The 18,781-nt window shown below is 47.3% G+C and carries 20 protein-coding genes; 7 read left to right on the top strand and 13 right to left on the bottom strand.

Annotation, left to right across the window (positions count from 1 at the left end):
- Window position 1 precedes the first annotated feature (1 nt).
- The 4 genes from IPJ67_05045 to IPJ67_05030 all read left to right on the top strand — a co-directional run bounded on the left by IPJ67_05045 (window position 2) and on the right by IPJ67_05030 (window position 1,499).
- A complete protein-coding gene (locus tag IPJ67_05045; GenBank protein QQR77464.1) occupies window positions 2–370 on the top strand; it encodes an iron-sulfur cluster assembly scaffold protein in 369 nt (122 codons plus the stop codon).
- Between the two features lie 11 nt (window positions 371–381).
- Window positions 382–654, top strand: a complete 273-nt coding sequence (locus tag IPJ67_05040; GenBank protein QQR77463.1) for a ferredoxin — start codon at window positions 382–384, stop codon at window positions 652–654.
- Window positions 655–726: 72 nt separating this feature from the next.
- Window positions 727–1,038 carry a DUF59 domain-containing protein gene (locus IPJ67_05035; protein QQR77462.1) on the top strand — a complete coding sequence of 104 codons (312 nt, stop codon included), beginning with the start codon at window positions 727–729 and terminating at the stop codon, window positions 1,036–1,038.
- Window positions 1,039–1,298: 260 nt separating this feature from the next.
- Window positions 1,299–1,499 carry a hypothetical protein gene (locus tag IPJ67_05030; protein QQR77461.1) on the top strand — a complete coding sequence of 67 codons (201 nt, stop codon included), beginning with the start codon at window positions 1,299–1,301 and terminating at the stop codon, window positions 1,497–1,499.
- Window positions 1,500–1,538: 39 nt separating this feature from the next.
- Here the strand turns inward: IPJ67_05030 and IPJ67_05025 are convergent, their stop codons facing one another.
- The 9 genes from IPJ67_05025 to IPJ67_04985 form a co-directional block, all read right to left on the bottom strand.
- Window positions 1,539–2,405, bottom strand: coding sequence for a 2-oxoacid ferredoxin oxidoreductase (locus IPJ67_05025; protein QQR77460.1), 867 nt, complete (start codon window positions 2,403–2,405; stop codon window positions 1,539–1,541).
- Between the two features lie 6 nt (window positions 2,406–2,411).
- Complete coding sequence (locus IPJ67_05020) at window positions 2,412–4,121, bottom strand: 2-oxoacid:acceptor oxidoreductase subunit alpha (GenBank protein ID QQR77459.1); 1,710 nt, start codon at window positions 4,119–4,121, stop codon at window positions 2,412–2,414.
- Between the two features lie 12 nt (window positions 4,122–4,133).
- Complete coding sequence (locus tag IPJ67_05015; GenBank protein QQR77458.1) at window positions 4,134–5,267, bottom strand: LamG domain-containing protein; 1,134 nt, start codon at window positions 5,265–5,267, stop codon at window positions 4,134–4,136.
- A gap of 148 nt (window positions 5,268–5,415) precedes the next feature.
- Window positions 5,416–6,648: an alpha/beta hydrolase gene (locus IPJ67_05010; GenBank protein ID QQR77457.1), complete on the bottom strand. Its 1,233-nt coding sequence runs from the start codon at window positions 6,646–6,648 to the stop codon at window positions 5,416–5,418.
- Window positions 6,649–6,877: 229 nt separating this feature from the next.
- A complete protein-coding gene (locus tag IPJ67_05005; GenBank protein ID QQR77456.1) occupies window positions 6,878–7,081 on the bottom strand; it encodes an exodeoxyribonuclease VII small subunit in 204 nt (67 codons plus the stop codon).
- Between the two features lie 52 nt (window positions 7,082–7,133).
- Window positions 7,134–8,420, bottom strand: a complete 1,287-nt coding sequence (xseA, locus tag IPJ67_05000) for an exodeoxyribonuclease VII large subunit (protein ID QQR77455.1) — start codon at window positions 8,418–8,420, stop codon at window positions 7,134–7,136.
- 104 nt (window positions 8,421–8,524) lie between these two features.
- Entirely contained in the window at window positions 8,525–9,367 is an 843-nt protein-coding gene (locus IPJ67_04995; GenBank protein QQR77454.1) for a DsbA family protein, read from the bottom strand.
- Between the two features lie 132 nt (window positions 9,368–9,499).
- On the bottom strand, window positions 9,500–10,765 hold the full coding sequence (locus IPJ67_04990; GenBank protein ID QQR77453.1) for a glutaredoxin: 1,266 nt from the start codon (window positions 10,763–10,765) through the stop codon (window positions 9,500–9,502).
- A 105-nt stretch (window positions 10,766–10,870) separates the two neighbouring features.
- Window positions 10,871–11,407 (bottom strand): response regulator, encoded by a 537-nt coding sequence (locus IPJ67_04985; protein ID QQR77452.1) that lies wholly within the window; start codon window positions 11,405–11,407, stop codon window positions 10,871–10,873.
- A gap of 162 nt (window positions 11,408–11,569) precedes the next feature.
- Here IPJ67_04985 and IPJ67_04980 point away from each other — a divergent pair, with 162 nt between their 5' ends.
- Window positions 11,570–12,877, top strand: coding sequence for an ABC transporter ATP-binding protein (locus IPJ67_04980; GenBank protein QQR77451.1), 1,308 nt, complete (start codon window positions 11,570–11,572; stop codon window positions 12,875–12,877).
- Window positions 12,878–13,007: 130 nt separating this feature from the next.
- Window positions 13,008–14,192 carry an ABC transporter permease gene (locus tag IPJ67_04975; GenBank protein ID QQR77450.1) on the top strand — a complete coding sequence of 395 codons (1,185 nt, stop codon included), beginning with the start codon at window positions 13,008–13,010 and terminating at the stop codon, window positions 14,190–14,192.
- Window positions 14,193–14,251: 59 nt separating this feature from the next.
- On the opposite strand, the gene IPJ67_04970 is transcribed toward IPJ67_04975, so the two are convergent.
- The 4 genes from IPJ67_04970 to ruvA all read right to left on the bottom strand — a co-directional run bounded on the left by IPJ67_04970 (window position 14,252) and on the right by ruvA (window position 18,366).
- A complete protein-coding gene (locus IPJ67_04970; GenBank protein ID QQR77449.1) occupies window positions 14,252–15,526 on the bottom strand; it encodes a UDP-N-acetylmuramoyl-L-alanyl-D-glutamate--2,6-diaminopimelate ligase in 1,275 nt (424 codons plus the stop codon).
- A gap of 399 nt (window positions 15,527–15,925) precedes the next feature.
- Complete coding sequence (locus IPJ67_04965) at window positions 15,926–16,684, bottom strand: hypothetical protein (protein ID QQR77448.1); 759 nt, start codon at window positions 16,682–16,684, stop codon at window positions 15,926–15,928.
- Between the two features lie 52 nt (window positions 16,685–16,736).
- On the bottom strand, window positions 16,737–17,747 hold the full coding sequence (locus IPJ67_04960) for a peptidoglycan bridge formation glycyltransferase FemA/FemB family protein (protein ID QQR77447.1): 1,011 nt from the start codon (window positions 17,745–17,747) through the stop codon (window positions 16,737–16,739).
- Window positions 17,748–17,793: 46 nt separating this feature from the next.
- Window positions 17,794–18,366 (bottom strand): Holliday junction branch migration protein RuvA, encoded by a 573-nt coding sequence (gene ruvA, locus IPJ67_04955; GenBank protein ID QQR77446.1) that lies wholly within the window; start codon window positions 18,364–18,366, stop codon window positions 17,794–17,796.
- Between the two features lie 122 nt (window positions 18,367–18,488).
- Here ruvA and rpsT point away from each other — a divergent pair, with 122 nt between their 5' ends.
- Entirely contained in the window at window positions 18,489–18,761 is a 273-nt protein-coding gene (rpsT, locus tag IPJ67_04950) for a 30S ribosomal protein S20 (protein QQR77445.1), read from the top strand.
- The last annotated feature ends 20 nt before the right edge of the window (window positions 18,762–18,781 follow it).

Raw genomic sequence — 18,781 nt, 5'->3', positions numbered from 1 at the left:
TATGGACTCTCAAGACATTATCCTCGATCACTATCACCATCCGCGACACGTGGGGCGACTGCAAGAAGTGACACACTCAAGCAAAACAGAGAATCTCTCCTGTGGCGATTCTCTCACCATGGACATCGTCATCAAGAACGGTATAATAGAGAACATCGGTTGGGTCGGGAGCGGGTGCGCCCTCTCGCAAGCCTCTGCTTCACTCCTCTCGGAGAAAGTCGCGGGAATTTCCCCTGAAGATGCACTAAAGATTTCTGGAAGTGACATCACCGAATTGCTTGGCATAGAAACACTCTCCCCTGCACGTGCCAAATGCGCATTTCTCTCGATTGAAACACTCCACCAAGCTCTGAATAATACTAATTCGTAAGAAATAATGTTATGACGAATGTAAAAGACGCCGCAAAACCACATGGACCAATTACTCTGAAAAATGGTTGGACAGTCGAAGTGGATGCCAATACCTGTATCGGTGCCGGGCCATGCGTCGGCGTCGCTCCAAATACCTTTGTCCTCGATGACGCCGCCAAGGCAACCATACTCGAAACCTGCGACCAAGACGATGCTGACACCATCATAAATGCTGCCCAGTCCTGCCCTGTCTCCGCCATCACCGTAAAGAACGAGAAGGGCGAAGTCGTTTTTCCAAATTAGAGAGCATCTTTTACTCCTCATGAAATAGAGAACAAAGAGACGGGTGTGCCGTCTTTTTGTTTGAAAACTACCATGACACCAAAGAAACCAAGCAAAGCTGCCATTACCAAAGCACTCAAGACGATTCTTGATCCAGAATTATTTGTTTCCATTGTCGACCTTGGTCTTGTTTACGATGTCAGTGAAAAAGAGGGTGCCATAAAAATCACCATGACGCTCACTACCATCGGATGCCCGCTCTTTCAGACCATTGAAAATGAAGTGAAAGAAAAGGTGTTGGCAATTCCCAATGTGAAGTCTGTCGAGGTCGAGCTCACTTTCGATCCTCCTTGGGATCCATCTCGTCTTTCCGAAAATGCCAAAGCCGAACTCGGGATGGAGTAATATCAAATTACATGAGATCCTGTTAAAAAAGTATCAAAAAGGCGTACTTCTCACACTGTTTTTCTGAAAAACAGACTTTCTTAACAGACTCTTACAGTCTTCTCTCGTCTACGTCGAGACTCCGAAAAGAAACTCTTCAAATATGAGTTCAGCATTCGCAAAGTATGTGAGAAAAATAATCTTTCGCAATCAGAGTAACCTCCAAAATAGGAGCTACGGGAGTAAATTTGGTATACTGTTCGTATAGAAACAAAAAATATATGGATCAAGACATTCGCGAAAAATTCGAGGAGCAGAACAAGAAGCTTGATACTATCTGGCACTCGGTCGAGAAAATACGAAAACAGCTTTTCTGGAGGTCTGTCGCAAATACCATCCTCTTTCTCCTTCCACTTATCGGCATCGCCATCAGCATCCCCTGGCTCATAGATTTCTTCAATCCACTGAGTCGCATCCAGTAGGACTTCTATTCAAAAAGAGCCTCTCGGCTCTTTTTTCTTTCATACTTTGCTTCGCACGAGTTCCTGAAACGTATCACTGTTCACCTGATGCCGATACAATGGTGCTCCATGATTCGCCAGTTGTTCCTCGAATATTTTTCGATCGGGATTCTCGTAAAAAATTCCCAGTGGAAGCAGATCTGTTTCAGTCGCGCGACGAAATGCTTCGACGCGATCATGCGTATCATGCGTATCCTCAAGTGCATACGTTTTCTCCTTGAACCACTGATAGGTATTCATCTTGTTGAACACCGTGCAGGGCTGGAAAATATCCACGAGCGAAAATCCTTTATGGAGGATAGCTTTTTTGATAATCTCTTTCGCTTGCGGCACATTGCCCACAAATGCGCGCGCCACAAATGAACAGTTGAGTGCAATCGCAGAAGCTATCGGATTGAATGGCTCGAGAATAACCCCTGCCACCTGTACCGGCGTCTTCATACCCACTTCCGACGTCGGCGACGCCTGCCCCTTCGTTAGTCCATAGACCATATTGTTGTGAATAAGCGCTGTGATATTTGGATTCCTCCGAATCGTATGCGTGAAGTGATTGCCTCCTTCTCCATACGCATCGCCATCGCCCGTTTCGACAATGACGGTGAGCTCTGGATTTGCTACCTTAATCGCTGTCGCCGGAGAGAATGCGCGTCCATGAAGCCCGTTGAAGACATTGCCCTTGAAATAGTGTGGTGCCTTGGCAGCCTGTCCGATACCGGAGACGGTGACGAGCTTTTCCGGTGCAATATCAAGCTCCGCAAGCGCCATCTTCATAATAGTGAGAAGCGGGAAATTCCCACACCCCGGGCACCAGGCAATATCCGTCTCCGCCGGCATGTCGAACGATTTTTGGGAAATTTTTGTTTCCATAGGGTTCTATTGTCCACTGCCAATGCTTGAAATTTTCTCTGTCAATTCTTCCACCCCAAATGGTTCGCCATCATATTTCACTACTCGCTCCGATACGGAGATGCCATGCTTTTCGAGGAGGCTTGCAAATTGCCCTGAGTAGTTATTCTCGATAACAAGGATGTTCTTCGAATTTTTGAAAAGTTCTTTCGCATTCACAGGAAGTGGGTAGATTTGTCTGAAGTGAAGATAGGCAATATCTGTTCGACCGGATTTCTCGAGTGCCTCGGCAATCGCGCCGTGCGTCGACCCCCAGCCAACAAGTATCGTCTCTGCACCTTCGGCACCGAGACGAACTGGCAGGAGGACATCAGCCGCGAGTCCAGCAAGCTTCTTCATACGTTTGTCCATCATAAGGACGCGCATATCGAGACGTTCGGTAAGGTGCCCATCCTCAGTATGTTCGTCGCTGTCGACTACTACCAATCCCTCACCCCAACCTGGAATTCCCCGTGGCGAAACTCCATTCTCCGTAAGCGTATATCGCTCATAGTCTTTGGATGTTTCGATAATGTCTCGCGTTTCTGAAGTCGCCACGAACACATCCTGAGGCACGGTCGATACGGTGTCGAGGAAATACTGGTCAGAGAGGAGGAAAACCGGCGACTGCCATTTCTCCGCCATGCGAAACGCCTGTTGCATCGTCTCAAAGGCCTCTTCATGCGTCCCGGGCGAAAATATCGCGCGCGGAAACTCGCCGTGTCCCGCGTAGAGCGTGAGCTCGAGATCGCCCTGCTCGGTCCGCGTCGGGAGCCCCGTTGCCGGTCCCGGGCGCTGTGCGATATGAATCACGATTGGCAATTCCATCATCCCCGCAAGGCTCACACTCTCACACATAAGCGCAAAGCCGCCGCCAGAGGTCGTCACCATGGCGCGCGCACCAGCATAGCTCGCACCAAGCCCCATATTAATCGCCGCAATCTCGTCTTCCGCCTGCTCAACGGCAATGCCGAAAGTCTCCGCCGATTTGGCAAGAAATTGCAGCACACCGGTTGACGGCGACATGGGATAGGACGCAATGAAACTGCACCCTCCTGCAATTGCTCCCATTGCAATTGCTTCCGTCCCATCTACCATCACCTCGTTTGATATACGAGCATCTTGTCTAATGCTCAAATCAAGATTCTCTGTATAGGCAAGGTGCTGCCCAATCTTGTAGCCCTGCTTTCCCGCTTCAATATTTCCCTCGACAACCTTGTCCCCCTTCGATGCAAAACGAGTCTGGAGATAGGCATCAAGCCCAGAAATATCCGCGCCGAGAATACCAAGAATCACGCCCGCCGCTACCGTGTTTTCGAACAATGGATTTCCCAGTTCTGTCGCAAGGGATGAAATCGGCACATGCACAATCGAATGATCCATCCCGCTTGCCACCAGTCGTTCATCTGCCAGAATAAGTGTCTCCGGCGTCATTCTCCGGCGCAAATGCTCAAATGCCGCCCTGTCAAAAGGAAAGCAAATATCCATCGATTGCCTATACGCACGCGGTTTATCTGCTCCAATGCGAATCTCGGTTGAGTTCGACCCGCCCCGCACCCGCGACATATATTCCTTGGACGCAAAAACCGGATATCCCTCACTCTTCAAAACCGAGAGGAGTATCCCTTCAACCGTCTGCACCCCCTTCCCCGCCGCACCAGCGAGGACGATGGAAATATCATTGTGCATATTCCTCATGCCATAGAAATCTTACTCCCTCCCGTTTCCACTATTATACAACGAGGAAACATCCGATGCAGAAAGAATTCCATTGTAAATACGAACATCATCTATCTGACCGTCGAATACAGCATAGCTTGAACCAAAATCCCCCCCTACCCTCACAGGCTCATCATTGTCTGCAGCATCATCTCCAGCGGAAAAAGTTCCTGAACTACCACAATGATGAGCAGCTGAACCAGGAGTCTGCAAAACCCCATTAACATATATCTTCATCGAACCATTATCTCGATCAATTACACCAACATAATGGTACCATGTATTCAGATTGATTACGCTATCAGCGGTATCTGTACACGCTTCTGTTCCAGAGCTATTCGACGATGTAAGATGTACGAAACCAAAACCATTGAGCCACACGGAATACGCGCGAGAAGACACTGTCCCCGACGAATCCATCTTCGAAACCAAAGAAGCCATAGAGCCAGCAGGAGGAAGAGTATCAGCTTTAAGCCATAAAGAAATGCTGATAGTTCGGCGCAAATCAAAATTTGACTCATTGTTAATTGTTACAACACCTGATCCGCTATTAATATACAAAGCGCGATTGGCAAAGGAAGGCGCATCAACAAAAGTTGGCAATGGAGAGCCTGAGAGAGAACCATCATTTGCGCCACTTGTCTCGTCGTCCGCATTGTTATTAAATTTCCACCAACCAATCGGCTTAATCGATTGAACGACCACCTGCACCGCTCGCGCCGTATCGCCATAGGTACCGACAGATTTTACAGAGGCAACATCAGATACATCTGCACCACAACCAAGCTGAACAGCTGGATCAGAAGCGTCAAAAAAAGTCACTCGGTACCTTCCCTCAAGAAACAGGTCTTTGTCGATACTCTTCGTACTATTATTACAAGAACCGCCATCGATATCACTCAATTTATCTCCATCCGCCGCAGCTTTCAATTCTTTAATAACTGCCTGCGATCCAGAGTCAGCTATCTGGAAGGCATTGATAGATTTATCGCTCAAAGAGACTGTTTTGAGATTCGTTACTGATGCTGACATCATGCCGATTGAGGCAGTCAGCACAATACCAAGCAAGATGAGTGAATAAGCAAGAATCGATCCACGAGAGAAGTTTTTCAATGCGCGCTTCATGTGTTTTTGTATTATTCGCATCAACAGACAAAAAAACAAAACTGCGTTTAGTATAGCATGATTTTCAAAAAGAGACGACCCTATCCCCCCTCAAGTTCAACATTCTCACGCAAAGCAAGCATCAATTTCATCCACAAATTTATATTCCTCACGGCGCGAGAAATGCTTGAATTCTATTTACTACATCACGATAGGTCGCCGTCCCTACGGAGTAAGCAAAAAGATGTCCGCCACTTGCATACCATTTTGCTTGCACCGTTGATGGATTCGAAGCAAGGAGAGCACTGTAAAACGGCTCTGCCTGCCCACCAAAAGAAACAAGTTCATCATCCTGTGTCTGCAAAAGAAGGAAGCGAGAGGAATTTCGATTACCCGCATACGTAATCGGACTCGCCTCAACTGCTGAAGCGCCATTCAGAAAATTATTCGCCATTGTGCGGACATCACCCGTGATTGTTGCGAGATTGGTTGGACCAGCAAGTGCCACAATGTTCTTGAGAGATGGTGAGGAAGCACTCCATGGACACGACGTGTCTTGATATGCGGATGGTCGAAGACCATAGAGCAACGCTATATGTGCACCGGAAGAATATCCACCAAGAGAAATCCTATTCACGTCGAAACCATACGCCGAGGCATTGGCAACAATCCATCGACGCGCGCAATCCGTATCCAGAAGCGGTGTCGGATAATACCCTGAAGGCACAAGCGTGTAGTTTGGAGCAATCACTGTTATGCCAAGCGCCGAAAGACTCGCTCCCAAACGAGCCGCATCATCCGTTTTGTCGCCCTTGTACCATCCGCCACTATGGAGAAAGAGAAGTACTGGCGCATTGGTATTTCCATTTGCAGCAGGATAGACGTCTAGCAAGAGTCCACCTTTGTATGAAACATCTCGCAATGATGGTGGAGTGGGAGTAGGCGTGGGAGTTGGAACAGGAGTGGGCGTTGGGGTAGGAATTGGATTCGGTGTAGGGGTCGGCATTGGAGACTGGACACTTCCATCATCTGCTCGTACCTGCCGTTGGACTACCATAGACATACCACGATAGAAACTTATGCTCCGCACCACTACCACCGAGGCAAGTTTGCTACCACATCCAAGTTTTTGGTCTCCACTCCCATAGAATGTCACTTCGTATTTCCCGATAGTAAAATAGTCTCCGCTAAATATACCGCCTGAGCACGTTCCAAGAGTTCCGAGAGAAGCACCCTGAGAAGCGCCTTGGTATTTCTCCAAATAGAGACGAAGACCAGCATCTGCCACCTCGAAAGAAATTGCTGAATCCGTGGAGAAAGCCGTGCTTTTCTTCACAGCAAATATCGCCGTGAGACTCAGAAAAAATACCAGAAACGCAGCAAAAAGAAACCTTCTTCGCACAGAAAGATGCCTTCCAAAAAATTCTCGGTTAAGCGACACCATATTTCTACGACAACACACTCTTCAATTCTCCTTCTACATCCACAAAAATCCCTCGAAGACACGCGGGGGGACATGCCATTTCAATACCTGAATTGCAAAAGAAATAGTTCTAGCAAATTTCCCTACCGTGTTCTGCTTGAAAATATACCATATCTCGCCACCAAAAACTATGAATTCCAAAAAATTCTCAGTCCATTTTTTTCTTTACTTCGTCGAATCGATTCTCTATCTCGCCGAGACGCTTCCGACTCGCCTCAAGAAGCACCGCTGCTTCTTCAATTCTTTTCAACCCCTCCTCAAGATTTGGTTCGCTTTGTGTTTCAAACCATACTGCTATCTGCTCAAGTTTCTTCAGTGTTTCATCTATAGACACTGCGTCTGTTTTTTTCATAGAGATACCTTTGAGTTGATTAAATACCCATCATCACTTCATTTTCCAAGCGTTATTTCTTGTTGCGTCGAATGTCTGTCACATTTGCCTCGATGCTTCCGTCAACAAGAAGCGCCTCGAACACCTCTCCAACAGCGACATCTGAGACATTTCTGACAACACGACCATTCTTCCGAAGCACGCTATATCCGCGCTCCAAGAAATGCTTCGGATTCCCCATTTCAATCCGCGAAGCGACAGCATCTAGTCGTTTCTGCATCGCCGACACAGTAGCGAACCGAAGAAGCGCACGTGAAATATGCAATTGCTCTGTGCGCGCCCTTTCACACCACGAGGAAAATGTCGACGAGAGACGAATACCAACACGATCAATCTCTCTGATTGGCGCCACCACGCGTTCACTCGCCCGACGCAGAGTATTCGAGTACTCTCGAATCCGCTCCGCAACATCAAATATTCCACCTTGAAAATTCTCAAGTATACTTCGCGCAAAGAGAGCAAGTTTCTCCCTCGCTTCTTCCTCAGACACACTCAGCGCTTTGGCAGTTGCTGTCGGCGTCGAAACCATGACATCCGCCGCAAGTGCTGCAAGCGATACGTCTTTTTCATGCCCGATACCGGCAAGCGTCGGAATAACTGACTCTGCAATAGCACGAACTACACGTTCACTATTGAAAGCCTCGAGGCTCTCGAGGCTCCCGCCGCCGCGAATAATAACGAGCACATCCCAGTCTTCCGGATGTTGATTGAAAAAAGCTATGCCTTCGAGTATATCGCCAACAGATCGCTTTCCCTCGACATGTGCATCAAACAAGGTAATCGAAAACCCATACCGCCCAAGATTGGCAGCGAAATCACCAATAGCCGCCCCTTCACGAGAAGTGATGAGCGCCACTCTTCGCGGGAACGGCGGAATCGCACGCTTCTTCTCGGGCAAAAATATGCCTTCACGCTCAAGTTTCAGCCGAAGTTCGTCATACGCTCGTTTGAGCGCGCCCATGCCGGCAAGTCGCATCACAGACACACGAAAAGACAGTCGCCCTCTCGGCTTCCAAATATTTGGCACGCCCTCAACGATTATTTCCTGCCCTTCTTCGAGAGTGACGCCATGAAGCAAGAAATCATTTCGAAATATGAGGCACGACAACATAGCTTCTCCATCAGCGTCCTTGAGAGAAAAGTAGATGACATTCCGTCGATCTTCAACACCAGACACCTCGCCTCGAAGAGAGAGGCGCATGCCGACAAAACTTTCGTTCAAGACATCGAGAAAAGCTCCGACAGCGAGTGGCTCATCTCTTCCTTCCTCATCAGTCACATCAAACGGCAGCATAAACACAGTAAGACTCTGCTAAAGAAGTGTCGACAAGGAAAACCTCCGCACTGTTTTTCAGAAAAATAGCCTTTCTCAATAGACGCCAAGAGACATTGATTTACCAGGCTCTACGCACCCAATGCGGTATCAATTGCCTTTTTGAATTCTGCGTACGGCATCGCGCCGGAGATAAGCTCGCCTTCGACCGAGCCATTACTGCCAATTTTCCCTATAACAAAGCCTGGTGTGCCAGATATACCCGAAGTTGTCCCTTCTTGCAAATCAGCATCAATCACGCTCTTAAATTTCCGGCTGTCCATACACGACGCAAGCGACTTCCCACCTGCTTTTGTCGCAAGATTCGCCAATGTTTCATCTGGCATACCCTTGCCATTCGTCCCTGTCGTCGTATAGACATCATTCACAAAGGAAAAGTATGCTTTGTCTCCAGCAGCTTCGCGTACGCAGAGTGCTGCATTCGCTTCTTTAATCGATGCATCGCCATGGAAATCCAAAGGATAATTCCGGACAACGAAAAGTATTTTTCCCGTATCCACATAGTCCTTCACAATAGAATCAAATGTTTGCTCATGGAACTGCTTGCAAAACGGGCATTCGAGGTCAGTCCATTCAACGATTGCCACTTTCGCCGTTTTCGGATTCCCGAGTACTGGAGATGTCCCCATTGAAGCAGTTGCTACCGTCTTCGCAGCTGGTGTTGGCGCTGGTGCTGGCGCATTTGCTGCCGGTTGAGATCCTTGATTTCCCGCAGTCGGCGCCGTCACCGTACCACTCTGCGCCGCATCAAGCGAGGTAAAAAGACTCGACTTGAGAATGGCAAATGTTATCGCGGTCGAACCCGCAACAATCGCAATCGAAACCAGTATCCCTGCGCCCCACATACTCGAGGCAACGAGTGACCCCTCTGACCGTCGACGCCGAATCGGCGTTTCCTGCTGTTCTTTTTCCATAAGAAAAATTTTAAGTATTTATTATTTTCTTTTCTTCCTGCCAAAATGGGAGCTTCGTTTTCAAATCCACACCGTGCAAGAAAGTATCACGATATTCATGCAGTATCTCACATATGCGATTTCTTTCCAACCTTAGCCAAGCCGACTGATGATGTCCGGACGAAACATAAGCAAATACCCGAGTACAAGCATCAGTACACCACCAATGAACGCCGACCACTGTGAATATTTCTCTGTCAGATGCATCTTCTCAAATCCCCAAATCGCCAGTCCAAACACCAACAAATCATCAATCATGTAAAAGAAGATATATATCGCCATGAGCGACTGTGTCTGCCAAAATCCCAAGTGATTGAGCTCGATGATTTTGGTAAACGCCTGGGGAATACCGATTGAGCAGGCGAATTCGATGATATTCACTGTGAAGGCAAGTCCGATGATACCAAGTGCTGCAAGAACGGTAAAGTCTCCCGTAATAAATGCCTTGATTTTCTGAACAATCTTTGAGCGATTCTCAGCATCAACAATCTGACACGCCATCTTCGTACCAAGCGATTTGTACCATTCATAGAGAAAAAATACGCCGCCACCCGTGGCGACAATACCCACAATCGGCGTCACGATACGATCGAGCCCGATGAAATTCCACGTCGTAAACCACACATTCAAAATGAGATAGTACATGACCGTCTCCGCCACAATGAAGAGTCCGGCAACCTGCAAGAGTTTCTTCCGCGATCCTGTCTGTGCAAGCAAGATGAGAAATGTCACAAGGACCCACATAGCGCACGGGTTGAATCCATCGACGAATCCGAGTACCACCGAGAGCGTGGGGAGAGAAAATTGCGAAATATCCACCGTCTTTCCGACAAATGGAATGGAAACGAGATACGACTCAGTATTGGGCAATGCGCAGGTCGTCCCATCCGCGCATGAACCTCCCACCACCTGCTCCGCTTTCGAAGCGCGATGATCTCTGTCTGCCACGAGGTATTGCTCAAAAGTGATTTGCTCTTTCCCCTTACTTGCATCAAGAAGCGCTTCGATACGACGCCCCGTTGTCTCAGCTGTGTCGAATCCCTGCAAGATTGTCCCACCGACAATAGTGACTGGCGTTGCCTTTGGAAGTCTCTCTAGAGCGGTAATTCGATTGAAGAGATCTTTCCCCTCGCCATCTATATCAAAGAGTTTCACCGAGAAATCATCTCGGTGCGCAGCGAGATTGGAGAGAAAATTCTTTTCTTCTTGACAATGCGCACAATCAGAGCGCTCAAGGACTTCGATAACTAAGGGGTCATCGGCATGTGCGATACTGACCGCCGAAAACATCCCAACGAGAGGCCATGCAATAAGGGAAACCGCGATAGCAAAGTGCCGAAATTTTATTCTCCATCTCATACATTTCAAAAATACAGCTCAACAGAACAACTCTCTCATCAAGTTCATCAGTATACCTGAAAAAAGAAAAAGGGCATACACCCTTTGCAAAATACCCCGCCAAATCTACCTGCTGCGCACAAAAAGCGCAATAAGAAGCGCTGAAAATATAGCAATAGCCGAAATGAGAAACAATTTCATACCATATTTCTCCGTAACACCCTCGAAACGAGACCGATCCCAAAATATCGGGTCAGCCCCCCAGGAATGATGCACGCTTCGATTCTTTGTAAGTGCCATAATCAAATCAATCACATTCTTCGGCGCCGAGAAACCGCGCACAAAAAATCCATCAACATTAAATTCAACCGCCTTGGCACGATCAATCTGGCGATCATTGTGACTATTTACGATGAAAAATGGCTGCGAGAGATCGCTCGCGCGAATATTTGTGATAAGCGAAAAACCATCCGATTCCGGAAGATCAATGCCAGTAAAGACTACCTGTGGAAGATGCTTCTTGAATTTCGCAAGCGCATCTTTCCCATTAGGAGATTCGATAATGGAAAACCCTGCGAGTTTCAAGAGGTCGCGATACACTTCTCGTGTCGATTGATCATCATCAACAATCAGGACACTGACATCTTTTCTTTTTATTCTCATACTCTCATCTCATTGCACAAAGAGCGCACGCAACAAAAACCCTCCAGCGACACTCTGCACACCTCTTTGAAAAATATTGTTTTCAGTATACCACGCGTGTGAAAAATCAAAGAATGGTATAATACACAAAGAGATGCCGTATTTGCAATTCGCGCCCTTTCTATGTCGGAACCAATCATTGCTATCAATCGCCTTCGCGTGATTTACAATCAGGGAAAATCAAACGAAGTCCGCGCACTCGAAGAAACCAACCTGGAAATTTATCCAGAGGAATACATCATTATCTACGGACCTTCCGGATGCGGAAAGTCAACGCTTTTGTATTCCATATCTGGACTGCAGAAGCCAACGTATGGCGACGTCATCGTCAAGCAAAAACCTCTTTCGAAAATGACCGTGCGCGAAGAACTCGAATTCCACCAAATGTGGATTGGGATGGTTTTTCAGGCATTCTACCTCATCCCCTCGCTCAATATTGTTGAAAATGTCTGTCTCCCAAAAACATTTCGCGGCGAAAATGTCGCAAGTCGTCGCAAAGACGGCATCAAACTTCTTCGGCGTTTCGGCATCGCCGAACAGATGGACAAGTTCCCAAGCCAACTTTCTGGTGGACAAAAACAACGCGTCGCCATTGCGAGATCTCTCGTCAATAATCCAGAGATTATCCTCGCGGACGAACCTGTCGGCAACCTCGATAGCGAGTCTGCACAAAATGTGCTCGAAATTCTCAAAGAACTCAATGATATCGACAAGAAAACCATCATCATGGTGACGCACAATGCCGAGCATCTCCCTTATGCCGACCGTGTCATCTACATGAAGGATGGACGCATTGAAAAGGAAGTCATACAAAAAGACAAACGAAAAATCGAAGTGAAAAAACCCGAACAAGAAGTGGTTGAGGATAATCTTCCACCAGAACTTAAGATGCTCATGGGATCATTCCGAAGCCTCTCTTCTCAGCAAATGAACGTGCTCCTCATCCCCTTCAAGGCAAAACAACTCCTCGCTCATGTTCTCTCCAACCTCACCGAAGAACAACTTGCATCAGCAGAAAGCTTCCTCAAAGAATACCTATTCAACAATATCGACCGGGAGCAATTTTCCAATAAGCTCGACCTGGATCCAGAGAAGGGTGGCGGTGGCTGGAACAAAAAACAAGCACGAAACTTCTCCGATCGAATTGAGACACTCGTCATGCAGTCGAAGTCCGTATCCGACAATCCCGACAGAGCACATACCGCGCTTGCTGAATATCTGAGCGAGCAATTCAAAATCAAGCTCTCTGGCGTCGCCCTCGACCGATTCCGCGCCGCACTCAAACTCCGCATCGACAATCGCATCAATCGTGCCGAGCTCGAAAAACGCCTCGACGCGCCGAAAACGCTCGGCGGCGTCGGACTCTACAGCAATACTGCCGATCGCGTTGTTCGAGAAGTCGAGATTATTATGCTCCTCAAATATTCCTAAGAGCTCGTTAAAGAAGTATCAAACAGGTATATTACCTGCGCTGTTTTTCAGAAAAAACAAACTTCACTAACAAGTTCTCAGAGCGCATTTATCACGAGATTCCGAAATTTGAAATTCTCTTTTCCTCCATATGCACTTCTCTGACATCCTCAAACTCTCACTCCGAATGTTCCGCGCACGCACGATGCGGACACTCCTTACTATTCTCGGTATGTCGATTGGTATTGCCGCGATTCTCTTCCTAGTGTCGCTCGGTTATGGTCTCCAAGAAACACTCCTCCAACGCATCACGACATCCGATGCCCTTGCAACACTCGACATCGCCGAGGACCAAGCAAAAGGCGCAATAATCAATCAAGAGTCCATAGATACTCTTCGCAATCTCCCTGGCGTCGCCGCAACCATTCCAGCTGTCCGAGTTCGTGGTCAGGGGAAGTTTGGCGATATCACCCTCGACCTCGATACCCTCGGCTCCTCAGCAACTTTTCTCCGTTTGGAAAATATCAAAACTCTTTCTGGAAGCCTCATTTCGACTGAACCAAAAGCTATCGTCATCACCTCCGGTATCGCCAAAACATTTGGGAAATCGCCAGAAGAAATGATTGGAAAGGATTTCACATTAACACTGTTCCTGCCACTTGAAGGAGAGGTTGGAAAAACGACCACAGCCGGTCCTGAAACATTCCACATTGTCGGTGTCGTCGAAAGCGAAGAAAATGTCGCCTATTTTTCTCTCGACGATTTTCCTGCCGCCAATACCGGACGATTCCAAGCGCTCAAAGTAAAGGCTGAGACTGCAGAGCAAACTACATCTATCCGAGACAAAATACTCGCACTCGGCTTTTCTGTTTCATCTATATCCGACACTATCAGTCAAGCGAACAAAGTATTTGGAGCCATTCAGATTATTTTGATGGCGTTTGGATTGGTCGCACTCTTCGTCTCGGCAATCGGCATGTTCAATACCATGACCATCGCACTCCTTGAGCGAACCGAGGAAATCGGTATCATGCGATCAATCGGCGCCTCAAAATCGAGTATCTCGCTCATGTTCATCGTTGAAGCGACCCTCATGGGTTTTCTCGGAAGTTTGGTCGGCGTTCTCCTTGGGTGGCTTGGCGGCAAAATCTGCAATTCTCTCCTCAATTTCGTCGCCACTCGTTTCGGTGGCACGAGTGTCAGTCTTTTCTCGACACCTCTGTGGTTTATCCTCGTCGTCATCGCTTTCGGCTCTGTCGTCGGACTCTTCACGGGAGTCTTTCCTGCCAGACAAGCAAGTCGCATCGATCCATTGGATGCTCTCCGATACAAATAAAGAGAGGTGCAAAGCACGCACTCTTGTTTCAATTTCAGCTTTAGTCCAACAAAAACTGTTCACTCTACATTATTACTCATTTCTCGCAGGATTTCTCCAATCACCCGCTTGTCATTCCAGGGAATGCGACGACTACCAATCGCCATTGTTTCTTCGGCACCTTTTCCAGTTACCGCAATGACATCACCAGGCATCGCGAGCTCAATCGCTTTCGCGATGGCTTTTTGTCTCTCCATTATGATAAAGAGATTTTCTTCAAGTGTCTTATTTGCAATGCCTGCTTGTATTTCATTAATAATCCGCTTGGGATCTTCCGTATAGGGATCTTCGTTGGTAAGGATAACAATATCAGCATATGATGAAACAATTTCACCCATAATAGGACGCTTCCCTCGATCACGATCACCACAAGCACCAAAAACCGCAATAATCCTTGTCGCCGATGACGATCTCATATTCGAAATGAGTCGATAGAGATTTTCCAGTGCATTTGGTGTCACAGCATAGTCGATGAGGAGCGTAATCCCACGCTCGTTGTCCACACGCTCCATGCGACCCGGCACACCCCGCACTCCAGACAATGCGCGAGCCGCAACATGATAAGGGATACCACAAGATACCGTTGCAGCAAGAGCTGCAAGTGCATTTTCGACATTAAACAAGCCTGGAAGCATGAGGTGAAAATCCATCTCACCAACACGAAATGTTGACCCCTCAAGTGTCGAGACTATATTCTCCGCCAGCACATCCGCAGAAGCATCCACACGACTATACGTCACGTGCTTCAGGGGCGGCGTTTCGAGAAATTCCGCCGAGTCGTCCATGTCCAGATTCACGACACCGATTTTTGCACGATTAAAAAGTCGCCGTTTTGCCCGGCGATATTCCTTCATCGTTCCATGATAATCAAGATGTTCCCGCGTTATATTGGTAATAACCGCCACTTCAAATGGGACACCACACACTCGTCCCTGATCAAGAGCGTGAGACGATACTTCGAGGACAGCATATTCGCATCCGGCAGATACCGCTTCACGCAAAAATTTCTGCACCTTCCAACCAGAAAGTGTGGTAAACTTAGACGAATTTACCCACTCACGCTCCCCGATACGGAAATTGATTGTCGACGCAAGTGCTACCTGTTTGCCAGACTCCCGCAAAATAGCTGCGATACATTGCACGGTTGTCGTCTTCCCATCCGTCCCCGTCACACCAATAATACGAAGCTTCCGCCCCGGAAACCCAAAAACAGCGCCCGCCAAGGTGGCAACAGAAAGATGATAGATATTCTTGACTGATTGCGGAACAATCCGCGTAAAAGATGCCAATACCATGGCTTGAGTATAGCACGAAGAAAATACTCGCCAAAAAAACAGCAATATGTCCAAAAAAATCCACAAAACCAACAAAGCTGTCCAGTTCTTGACAAAATATAAGAATGTGCTACCTTGGAAATGTAGGTACGGGTGTCTGCACACTGGTTCCCAACGAAGAATCGGAGCAGACATGTTCTTTAACCCTCCGAAGTCTCGTGCGCACGAGGCGAAAGGAGACTCTCCCATGAAGGAGAAAGGTCATGCCAGTTTAAACACCACCATGGGTTGCAGGCTCACACTTGCAACCCATCAACTTTTTCCACTTTTTCCAAGCGAAAAGACCGCCTCATATATTGTGACGGTCTTTTAAAATCTTTTCACGAGTCATGAGACCAGAATATTTTCCTCTATTCAACCTCAGGACTTTTCTCTATTAACCCATTTCCACGCCAGTTCAAATATGACACGAAAAGATTGAGCAATTTCCTTATCCTCTATCACCACTCCCATAAGCCTATCTTTAAAAGAAGCAATCCGAACCTTGTCTTCATAAAAAGCAATGTCACAACTCACGGGAAAATCTTTTGCCGGTAGCCTTACCATATTCGCATTCTCAACACCAGTAAGATCACCTTTCTCCCGAGAATAAATTGCTCTTGCGGAAATTTTATTTCCAAGCCGTTCCTTTCGAAAACGAGTTAATTCATCAGGAGTCATTACCTGTTCAATAATATCGCGAGAAAAAACCGTATAAAACACCTGATTTTTACTCAGTTTCATGTGATCCAATGTCATTGAAATCACCCCTTCCTTCCCCTCATAGTATTTCACCACTGGTTTGTCTTTGTTGCGATTATTGATTGATTGGAGTTCGGGAAGCAAACGCTTAAATTGCTCTTCGCGAAGTTCCAAATCTTTTCGTTCCTTGGCAATAAGATCGAGAATGCGTTCAGGCATTTCCGCCATGAACAACTGCTTCTTTCCTTGGTAATAGCTCGACATGAGTCCGCGTTCCATCAAGTTTTCAATGATAAAATACGTCGTCGGGCGTTTGATGCTCGCCTTCATAGAAATCTTCTGCACCGTCGCTTGTCCGAGTTCGAGTGAAGCGAGATATACCTTCGCTTCCTTCTCATTGAGACCGAGAGATTGAATATCTTTTTCAATCATAGACATAAAGTTAAAGCTGTCTGCCTCCATTCAGACGCGTAATTATCGCAAGAAATTATTATTTTGTCAAGTGTCTTTTCGCTTTTATGACAGCTGCCTTTGACATGCTTATACTCTTGTAGAGTACATATCGGCTTGGTATAAGCACTATATCATAACTCCCTGGATACTGAATAGCATTGACATTTTTTGCAAATCCCTGCTTGAATCGCGTGATGCCTGAGAGACTCGGCACTTCCCCAGTCGTATCAATTCCACCAAAATCATATCGAACACCATTGCGACGTCGCGCTGTTTCTATCGCATGTGACTGCAGGAGATAGGGTGCCATGAGACCGCGGTCATCGTCACTCGAGGCGCCATGCAAATAGGTCGCCGTATCGCCGAAGAATGCGACGAGTATCGCCGCAAGCGTCTGCCCGTCATATCGCGCCGTGAAAAGTTCGAGCGTCTCGTGTGGAAATGATTCGAGGAGATGTTGGTAATGCCGGTCGGGATGTGTTGAGATGTGATTCCGAACGGCTGTCTCTCGATTCATACGAAGAAATTCATTAAGCGTCCGCTCATTCCGATCGGAAGAGATTTCAACCCCGCGTTTCTCAGCGAGACGAATATTATACCGCGTCTTTGGTTTCATGTTTGCAAAAAATTTCTCCTCGCTTTCAGAAATATCTACAGCAAGAATTTCTCTCGGCTGCATATCATGTGGCGCCTTTTTGACAGCATACGCCCTCGACCATTCCTGAAGCATTGCGAGTTCCGCATTATTCCTTGGCTCTACCCGTATCCATGCCACTCCGCGCTCTTTTGCCTCCGCAAGAATATGTGCCCATTCTGGGCTCTGCGTCGCAGACGAAGTGCCTGCCAAAACCGGTCCACGTGGCATATACCAATATTTCCCCGCAAATGGAAGCGTGTGTTCTATTGCATTCCCCCACAGCCCACCGCCTTCAAAATGCTCCGTCGAGAAACCTTCTCGATTTTTGAATGCGCGCCACATTTCCGACTGAAGGAATCCTCCATCGGGACAATGCCTATTGAGCCACGAGATACACTCGAATTCATGCATACAACAATCTCAATATCAACTTCTTACTTCACGCAATAAATAATCATCACTTCTTTCCAAGAACCTTAAGAAGCGCTCCTATCTTTTCCTCGACACGAGTTGTTTCCGGAGCAATCATCTTCATCGCTTCACGCACCTCTCCCGGCGCATATCCCATAGAGCTCAATGCCTCAATCAACTCACTCTCCTCCGTCGCTCCCTTGAGACCCTCTTCGGTCAATGCACCTACCTTGTTCTCAAGGTCAAGCAGTATTCGTTCTGCAGTACGCTTCCCTACGCCGGAAATCCTCGTTAAGATAGAAATGTCTTTCCCGACAACCGCTGCCCGAATCGACGCCGGTTCTGCAACCGAGAGAATGCCAAGCGCCATCTTTGGTCCGACTCCGTTTACTGATATGAGCAACTCAAACATCACCAATTCCCCTTCATCCAAGAAACCATAGAGTGTAATTGCATCCTCCCGGACATTGGTAAATATATGAAAACGCGCAGACGATGACCCTGCAATTTTCCCTAGCGTATAGGGCGTAAGATGCACTTTATATCCCACGCCACCTGCCAACACAATGGCAGAATCATGACGTATAGCGGCAATTGGACCCTCAAGTAATGCAATCATAGTCATTCAAAAAGTGCCCTCACTCTACCACAAAATCCCGCCTCTTGCCAAAAAACAATCCGCATGGTACAAGAGAGAGACATCTCATGCGACATGAGAGGCTAATTTATTTTTGAAAGTGTATGCCGATCAAAGACTCCGCCAAGAAATACATGCGCGTCACTGCCAAGAAGACCGATCGAAACAAGATCGTAAAAGGTGTCTTCAAAAGCGCCATCAAGAAAACTCGTGAAGCAGTGATAGCAAAGGATGTAAAGACCGCACAGGCGGAACTTAAACTCGCTATCAAGAGCCTCGACAAAGCGGCTGAGAAAAATATTATCAAAAAAAACACCGCCGCCCGTAAGAAGTCGCGCCTCAACGCCCTCGTGAAGAAAGCGGTATTGGAGAAATAGTTCGAAGCACATTTCAAAAA

The sequence above is a fragment of the Candidatus Moraniibacteriota bacterium genome (assembly GCA_016699385.1).
Classification (GTDB): domain Bacteria; phylum Patescibacteriota; class Minisyncoccia; order Moranbacterales; family UBA1568.
Note: the sequence above shows the minus strand (reverse complement) of the source record. Positions and strands in the feature narration are given on the sequence as shown.